This window comes from Pseudomonas edaphica (assembly GCF_005863185.1).
In the GTDB taxonomy this organism is placed as follows: domain Bacteria; phylum Pseudomonadota; class Gammaproteobacteria; order Pseudomonadales; family Pseudomonadaceae; genus Aquipseudomonas; species Aquipseudomonas edaphica.
In genome coordinates this window covers 1-7,916 of sequence record NZ_VBVZ01000280.1, presented here as the reverse complement: position 1 = coordinate 7,916, position 7,916 = coordinate 1, and the positions used below count along the sequence as shown (strand labels likewise).

Sequence of the window (7,916 nt, the reverse complement as noted above, 5' to 3'; positions counted from 1 at the left end):
GGATACAACGGCGGCACACCGACTCAGCTGGTTGTGAAGTCAGTATGAGTATCTCGCTGCGAACATTAAGGGCTTTGATACGGGAAATAACGGTAAACCCGTCGAGTTTCGGAATACCGATATCGAGGATGACCACCTGAGGTGTCAGTTCGCGCACGAGCTGAACAGCATCAATGCCATTGTCTGCTTCGCCCACCACATGCATGCCATGCTTTTCAAGTAGAACCTTGACGGCAAGCCGAATCACCGGGTGATCGTCAACTATCAGAACGCTATGCATCGTGTCTTTAACCTTGAGAACGCGTTTGTTACGGAGCGGTACCGCCCGGGCTGTAAAGGATCAACACCATTAGCCCAGCAGAGCCGCGTTGTGAATTCTGGTGGTTTATCTTAGGAAGTTTCTCCCAGGTTGTGGGAAATATCTTATGGGGGTGTAGGGAAAGGTCTTTCACACTGCTCTCCCTTTTTTGGCGTGTAGGCTTGTAATGCAAGACTTGACTGTTCTGGTCCTGGAGGATGAACCCTTCCAGCGCCTTGTCACCGTGACCGCGCTGGAAAAAATTCTTTCCCATAGGATTCTACAAGCGGCGGATGGCCGTGAAGCAATTGCGATCATGGCCACCTGTAGCGTTGTTGATATTGTTCTGTGCGATCTGCGAATGGCAGGTATGGATGGCCTGGCTTTCCTGCGTTATGCCAGCAGCTGTGGCAAAGTCCGTGCGGTGGTGCTGTGCAGCGAGCTGGAACCGTTGCTGCGTCAGGCCACTGTAGCGATGATTCACTGCCTTGGCCTGACCTATCTTGGTGACTTGGGCAAACCATTCAACTTGGCGGGGTTCCGTCAGTTGGTCAAGCGTTACCACACCCACTGCAACGCCGCGCCCAGATCATTATCGTGCGCAGAACTACCGACCCTGGGTGACGTTCAGCAGGGGCTGGACAACGGTGAATTCGAGGCCTATTACCAGCCTAAAGTCACCCTGGACGGACAACAGCTGGTAGGCGCAGAAGTGCTGGCGCGCTGGACGCATCCACAGTGGGGAGTGCTGTCGCCGGCACATTTTTTACCGCTGATGGAGCAACACAATCTGATCGACAGAATGTTCTGGAGCGTGTTCGAGCAGGGTTTAGCCCTGCACCAACGACTGGCAGCAGAAGGGCGGGAAATCAATCTGGCGTTCAACTTGCATCCTGCGCAACTGGCCTGTAACAGGCTTACCGAACGTATCCCGGTGTTGCTGAAACGCTCGCAGGTACCGCCTGCCAATGTGATGTTCGAGATTACTGAGTCCGGGATGATCAGTGCGCCGGCCATTAGCCTGGAAAATCTGTTACGCCTGCGAATCCTCGGTTGTGGTCTGGCCATGGATGATTTTGGTGCTGGCTACTCCTCGCTGGTTCGACTCAGTGAGTTGCCCTTCAGCCAGATTAAACTTGATCGGGCGTTCGTGCATAAAATGCAATATCAGCCCAGAAGCGCCGCGATTATCAGTTGTACGGTGGCCTTGGCGCGAGCACTGGAAATCTCGCTGGTCATCGAAGGCGTGGAAACCGTTGAGCAACAAGCCCGCCTGATTGAATTGGGTGGCACCCTTGCCCAAGGCTTTCTGTTTGCCCGACCGATGCCCGAGAGCCATTTTATCGACTTCTGCATGGGCCAGACGGTCGGCAGCGTAGGACCGGTGCCAATCATTGAACGGTCCTGACGGCTTTGCACTATCATTGCGCCAGCTATGACGGCTCTCCAGCACCACGCGGTGCTCCTGGATAAGCAGCGTCAACACTGGTTTCGTACCCCACAGACACTTTAGGTCTCTGATCTCGCATGTATTTACGCTCTTTCGGACTGTCCCTTTGCGTGCTGCTGGGCTGCGCCCCGGTAGAGGCAGCATCGTTACCTCTGGTACCCCAGGTGCTGTCCAGCCAGTTGAGGATCGATCGTCACGATATGGCGTCGATTTCTGCTGATGACTGGAATTGGCTGCGACACAAGGGCGAACTCAAGGTCGGCGTATCCTTCAACGAGTCAGCTCCGTTCTCGGTCGATGCCGAAGACAACCAGTACGAAGGCATCAGTGCCGATGCAACCGCGCTGGTTGCGCAGTTATTGGGTCTGAAGGTGAAGATTGTGCCCTTTGCCACCGATGAGGACACCGAAAAAGCAGTGCAAGCGGGTAGCGTCGATGTGATGAGCCGGCATGGCAGCGTTTCGCCCTGGCAAAACTTGCTTTTCAGCAAGCCTTACGCTCGGGACCGGCTTGCGCTGTTTAAGCGTACCGCCGAACCCCGACATTCGCCCGTCGATCTCGCAGGTTTGCGGGTGGCAATTACCGCGGAGCACAACGCCGAGTTGAAACAACGTTACCCGCGAGCCGACTTGCGGGTCTACGCCGATCACGACAAGGCAATTGCCGCTGCCGCCTTCGGTCAAGCCGACGTTTACCTGGACGATCTGTACAGCGCCTACTACCGGATCAATCGCTCGTATTATGGCTTTGTGCGTTTTGAGCGCTTCAGTGAACTGGCCGTCAGCGGCTACAGTTATGCGTTGCGTGCTGACAACACGCGTCTGCAGCGGCTTATCAACGTCGCCATCGAGTCTATCGGCGAAGATCAGTTACGTAATCTGGCCAAGCGCTGGGTCGGAAACAGTTTCATCCCCAGTGAAGAGCCCTTCGACCTTACTGTGGAGCAGGTGCGCTGGATTGAGCGGCATCCAGTCGCGCGGCTGGTGATCAATGACGACTTGGCTCCGGGAGCATATTTCGATTCGAACGGAGTTTTTTCTGGTGGGATCGCCGACTTACTGGAGGTGATCACCCTGAGTACCGGCCTGCATTTCGAGGTGGTTTCGCGCGGTGGCGGTTTCCCGCAGCTTATCGAAGCCCTTCATAAGGGTGAGGCGGATCTGGCGCTGATGACCGCAAGTTCTGAGCGCGAAGAATTCTTGCGCTTCTCCAGGCCGCTGATTGCCAGTCCTTTTGTGCTACTCAGCAACATTGAACAGCAGGGCAAGCTGGGCGGTCTGGTCGACAAACGATTGGCCGTTCCCACAGGGCACGTGGCCATACAAGAGTTACGCAAGCGTTACCCCGAAGCGGTAGTGGAGCAAGCGGGTGGTTCGCTGGATTCGATGAACCTGCTTTATGAAGGCAAGGTAGATGCCGCCATGGTGTCGTTGCCCGCGGCGCGTTATTACATCGAGCGGTTGTTTCGCGACAAGTTGGTGATCAACCAAGTGCTCGATGTCGGCCCAGCCACAGTCAACTTTGCGATGCGTCGCAGTGATGTTGAACTTCAATCAATCGTGGACAAGGTTTTGCAAAGCATTGCGCCGGATGAGCTCAATGCAATTTCCAACCGCTGGCGTTCTCCACCAGGAATGAGCGGCCAAACCTGGGTTGATTACCAGCGGCTGATCCATGAAATTGTGGCCGGCGCCGCAGTGTTGTTGTTGCTGTCGTTGTTCTGGGTGATTTACCTGCGCAGGCAGATCAAGGCGCTGCTTGAGGCCGAGCGCAAGCTCAACGATCAGTTGCAGTTTGTCGAGACGCTGACAGACTGCATGCCGCCGCCGCTGTATGTGCGTGATATCAATGGGCGCATGCTGTCTTGCAACCGCGCTTACCTTAAAAGCGTCGGCCTCACTGCCGAGCAGGTGCTGAACCAAACAGTCCAACAGTTACCTCAGGAGAAATTCGCGAGCCTCCCGGATTTTCACAGCATCTACCTGCAGTCAATGCGCAACGGTCAGACGATCGAGTCGGTGCATGCCGTACAGTTGCAGGGCAAGGAAGTGTGGATCAACCATTGGGTTCAACCTTTCGAGGATTCGAAGGGCGTGATCAAGGGTGTTATCTGTGGTTGGCTGGATATCACAGAGCATCGCCAGATGATGCAACAGTTGCAGGAGGCGAAGAATCTGGCGGACGATGCCAGCCGTGCCAAGACCAGCTTTCTGGCCACCATGAGTCATGAAATCCGTACACCAATGAATGCGGTGATAGGTATTCTCGAGCTTGCGCTCAAGCTCGCCGATAGCAAACCTATCGACCGTGCCAGTATTGAAATCGCGCATACCTCGGCAAAAAGCTTGCTGGAGTTGATCGGCGATATTCTCGACATAGCGCGTATAGAGTCCGGGCGTCTGAGTTTGTCGCCCAAGCGGGGTAATCTGCGCGAGCTAGTCGAATCTGTGGCCAGGGTGTTCGACGGTCTGGCCCGGCAGAAGCGCTTGAGCCTTATCCTTGATATAGATTCGAGCATTAATTGCGATGTATTGGTTGATGCCCTGCGTTTCAAGCAGATCCTCTCCAATTTAGTCAGCAACGCAATCAAATTTACTGACGAGGGTTCGATCAAGGTCAGTATTTCCGGCGCTCTGGTCAACGCCAGCCTGCTCAAGATCAACCTTGCTGTCGAAGATACGGGTGTGGGCATCAGCCCGACTGATCAGCAACGCTTGTTCCGCCCGTTTGTCCAGGCGCAGCGAAATGTACAGGACACTGAAGGCACGGGCCTGGGCTTGATGATTTGCCGCTCGCTGTGCGAAATGATGGGGGGGACAGTGACGCTGACCAGCGCGTTGGGCCGTGGTACCCGGATTGATGTCGAAATGCGCTTGCAAGTGCTTGATCGCATCGACGTTCGGCAGGCGCCAGAATTGATCGCGGCCCGGCCACGATATCAATTGCAGGTAATGGTGGTGGATGATCACCGCGTCAATCGCCAGGTGTTGCATCAACAGCTGAGCTTTCTTGGCCATGAAGTCTGCGAAGTGGAAAACGGTCAATTGGCGTTAGAGCGTTGGAGCGAACATCCCTTCGATATCATTATCACTGACTGCCACATGCCGGTGATGAATGGCGCCGATCTCACGCGGGCGATTCGGCAAACCGAACGGGAAAGGGGGCTGGAAGCTACGGTGATCATCGGGTTGACTGCGGACGCTCAGCCCGAGGAGATCGACCTGTGCATCCAGGCCGGCATGAACGATTGCCTGATTAAGCCGCTCGGTCTGGACGAGTTGGACGCTCGCCTACTGGACCTTCAACCAGGGAGCGAGTCGGATACTCTACAGCTGGTGCATTCTCAGGCAGAGCCGTTGATTTTGTCGCCAGGAGAAATACAGGTGGTCGATCTGGGTCCGCTGGAGCTTTTGATCAGCGGTGAGCCAGTGAAGTTTCGCCATATCCTCGACGAACTGATCAAGAATAATCGCAAGGACTGTCAGGTATTGAGCGCCTTGTTGCAAGTTGGGGACACCGAAAACCTGAACCAACTTGCGCATCGAATCAAAGGTGCCGCACGGGTAGTCCATGGTGACCAGTTGGTTGATTGTTGCCGGCACCTTGAGGTGGTGTGTCTGGATTCAAGGAGATCGCCTGAACAACTCAAGTATGCGGTAGCGGAGGTTGAAGCAGCCATAGCCACGCTGGAGAACGCGCTGCTAAACCGCTAATGGGAAGCTGTAATTGCCAGCGTTTGCCGATGGCGTCGAGCTTTGCCCCTTGGCATTTTTTGGTTGTAGGAAAAAATGACGGGGAAAATTCCACGGCCGTAGAGGGAAATTTCTTGCATTCAATTTGTTTCCAGTCTGGCATTTATTCACTGGGCCTAGTCGGCGGGAATGGAGTCAACGATTCCACAGAACGCTGCAGGACATCGGAAGCATAAAGACTCATATATCTCTAAGAGATATGCATAATGGCGCGGGTTTGCTGCGAATTAACGGTTAGGGGAGTGAGATGGATTATTATTTGTCGGTGCTGCGGCAGTATGGAAAATTTCAAGGGCGAGCAAGACGAAAAGAATACTGGATGTTTTATTTGATTAATACCCTTATTACGTTGGCTGTAGCTATTTTGCTGGGGTTAGTTGATCCATATACCGCCTCTATAGGCTTGTTGATCTACTCGCTTTTAGTGTTGCTGCCGTCCATCGCGGTTAGCATCCGGCGAATGCATGACACTGATCACAGTGGGTGGTGGCTAATTGTACCGGTGGCAGGTGTTGTTTTTTTATTCTTTGAGGGAACGAAAGGCGATAATCGGTTTGGTACAGATCCAAAATCAGTCCCGGTAGCGAGGTGAAACGCCCCTGCAATCTTGATCATTCGCCTAGCGTGTTCAGCGAACAATCGATATAACCTCACACTGGCTTGCATGGATGAATGTTTACATTGCGTAAGTTCATGCAGGTTTCTCAGTCGTGGCACGGCGCGTTGAAACGCTCAATCTATACTGGGCTTTGACGCCGGACCGGCACTGGCGGGAGATCTGAAGTTCTCGCTCGCCGACCATGCAATACGTTTCGCGGCTCCCTCCTGGCGGGGTGCGCGCCACTAAATGGTCAATAGCGTCTACTTTGACGATCATGCGCCGATGAATGCGAACGAACCCCAGTGTATTAGCCAGAATCTCCTTTAACGTATGGCCATCGACAAGAAGCCATTCGACCCCGTCAGCATCCAGGCCGCATACAAACTTATGTTCTGCCCAAAAAATGATGAACTCCGACGCTTCAACTTGTTCAGGTTTCAGTCGATGATTTTTACTGTAACGGTGGAGTTCCATAATCAAAACCTGAAGGTCGGTCAGTCCTGGATAACTGTTAGTTAAATGGCGCCTTGGGGCAGACGACCGTCCGAACACTTGATGTTGTTTGCGTCCATAAAATTACTGGCGGTGCTTTATATCGACGCACGCTTAAAGGTTGCCCTGGTTGTGAATCGGGCCATGGCCCTCCGCATGTGCCATGCAGAGGGCCAAACTCAATAAAGAGTTACAGGGTTGGCAAGCGCTTAAGCTTATTGTTGTGGGGAGAGTTTTGCAATTGGACCGCAACCGCCAATAATTTTTGAAATAGACACGGAAGGAGTGAACAGATAATCATAGGAGCAGGTTTTTTCCTGATTGTATACTTGGCCCGTGCAACCAGAAAGAAGAACGACGCTAGAGATTGCGAGTGCTGCCAGAGAAGCTTTAAGTTTCATTATAATAATCCCTTGAATTCATAGGTGCGCCATCCAATGATGGCAATCAAGACTAGCGGGTGCTCACGCCTATGGCTGTAGGAAAATTCACTGCATTTTTGGGGTCGATCGATTTTATTGGGAAGGGCGGCCGGTTCAAGTAGAAAAATGTTGATAACATGAGAGGCGCACCTCATCCGGCTGGGTTGATTGACCAGCCTGGCGCCGGATGTGACGGCGCCATAGGAATGACACTTTGCGATTAATTGAATTAAGGTGACTCCTCGCCCGGTATCGGCAGGGCCGCCTTGCTGGTAGGGTCCTGGGGCGGGATTGAAACTCGGGTTGCTGTCTCGTTAGATGCGATGATATAAAACTGGTTTTCATCTATTTTTTTTGCCATGCCCCCACCCATAACAAGATAAATTTTTTGAGCAGCCTGCAAACTGACGCCCGCGACCTGGTTGCTGTTTTTAACCAAGCTCTTTTCGGTCAGTAAGTAGATAACTCCGGATGAGCTTTTAACTTTAAAGTGATCTGTTTCTATTGAACGAAAGAATGTCATTTTACATTCCTGGGTCAAAAGTATGACGTGGTTATTGCCGGCGGGATGTTCAATGAGTGTTGGTTGACGAAAATACCGCCGGTCACGTTAGTGATCGCGAGCAAAGTGGTAGCCTCTAACGTGTTGATGAGATATCTAATAGCTTGGCGCGGACAATGGGCCGAGCCCCATTGTCATTAGGTCTTCAGCGAAAAGATGTGGGAAATTTCACTGATGTTTATCATCTCTGCCGGGCCACATTCTTTGGTTTTCAACGCACTTGCGGGCTTTCATAGGGGCGAGTCGAATGCCTGGCCATCACACGAACCTGCAAAAACAGCACTGGCTACCGAGCTGTCATGAACTCACGTCCATCGATGCAACCACAGGGTTGAATAC

7 protein-coding genes are annotated in these 7,916 nt (G+C 52.9%); 3 read left to right on the top strand and 4 right to left on the bottom strand.

Annotated elements, in window-relative coordinates:
* On the bottom strand, positions 1 to 280 hold a 280-nt coding region (locus FEM54_RS18485; protein WP_138452377.1), incomplete at its 3' end, for a response regulator.
* A 205-nt stretch (positions 281 to 485) separates the two neighbouring features.
* Between FEM54_RS18485 and FEM54_RS18480 the strand changes: the two genes are divergently transcribed.
* The 3 genes from FEM54_RS18480 to FEM54_RS18470 all read left to right on the top strand — a co-directional run bounded on the left by FEM54_RS18480 (position 486) and on the right by FEM54_RS18470 (position 6,092).
* Positions 486 to 1,706, top strand: a complete 1,221-nt coding sequence (locus FEM54_RS18480) for an EAL domain-containing response regulator (protein ID WP_138452376.1) — start codon at positions 486 to 488, stop codon at positions 1,704 to 1,706.
* Between the two features lie 119 nt (positions 1,707 to 1,825).
* The gene (locus FEM54_RS18475; protein WP_138452374.1) at positions 1,826 to 5,461 is read left to right on the top strand and encodes a transporter substrate-binding domain-containing protein; all 3,636 of its coding nucleotides are present in this window, start codon (positions 1,826 to 1,828) and stop codon (positions 5,459 to 5,461) included.
* Between the two features lie 286 nt (positions 5,462 to 5,747).
* Positions 5,748 to 6,092 (top strand): DUF805 domain-containing protein, encoded by a 345-nt coding sequence (locus tag FEM54_RS18470; RefSeq protein ID WP_138452373.1) that lies wholly within the window; start codon positions 5,748 to 5,750, stop codon positions 6,090 to 6,092.
* A gap of 99 nt (positions 6,093 to 6,191) precedes the next feature.
* Here the strand turns inward: FEM54_RS18470 and FEM54_RS18465 are convergent, their stop codons facing one another.
* From FEM54_RS18465 to FEM54_RS18455, 3 genes are all read right to left on the bottom strand, one after another.
* Entirely contained in the window at positions 6,192 to 6,575 is a 384-nt protein-coding gene (locus FEM54_RS18465) for a LytTR family transcriptional regulator DNA-binding domain-containing protein (protein WP_138452371.1), read from the bottom strand.
* 233 nt (positions 6,576 to 6,808) lie between these two features.
* The gene (locus tag FEM54_RS18460; RefSeq protein WP_138452370.1) at positions 6,809 to 6,994 is read right to left on the bottom strand and encodes a DUF4223 family protein; all 186 of its coding nucleotides are present in this window, start codon (positions 6,992 to 6,994) and stop codon (positions 6,809 to 6,811) included.
* Positions 6,995 to 7,244: 250 nt separating this feature from the next.
* Positions 7,245 to 7,538, bottom strand: coding sequence for a hypothetical protein (locus FEM54_RS18455; protein WP_138452369.1), 294 nt, complete (start codon positions 7,536 to 7,538; stop codon positions 7,245 to 7,247).
* Positions 7,539 to 7,916 lie beyond the last annotated feature (378 nt).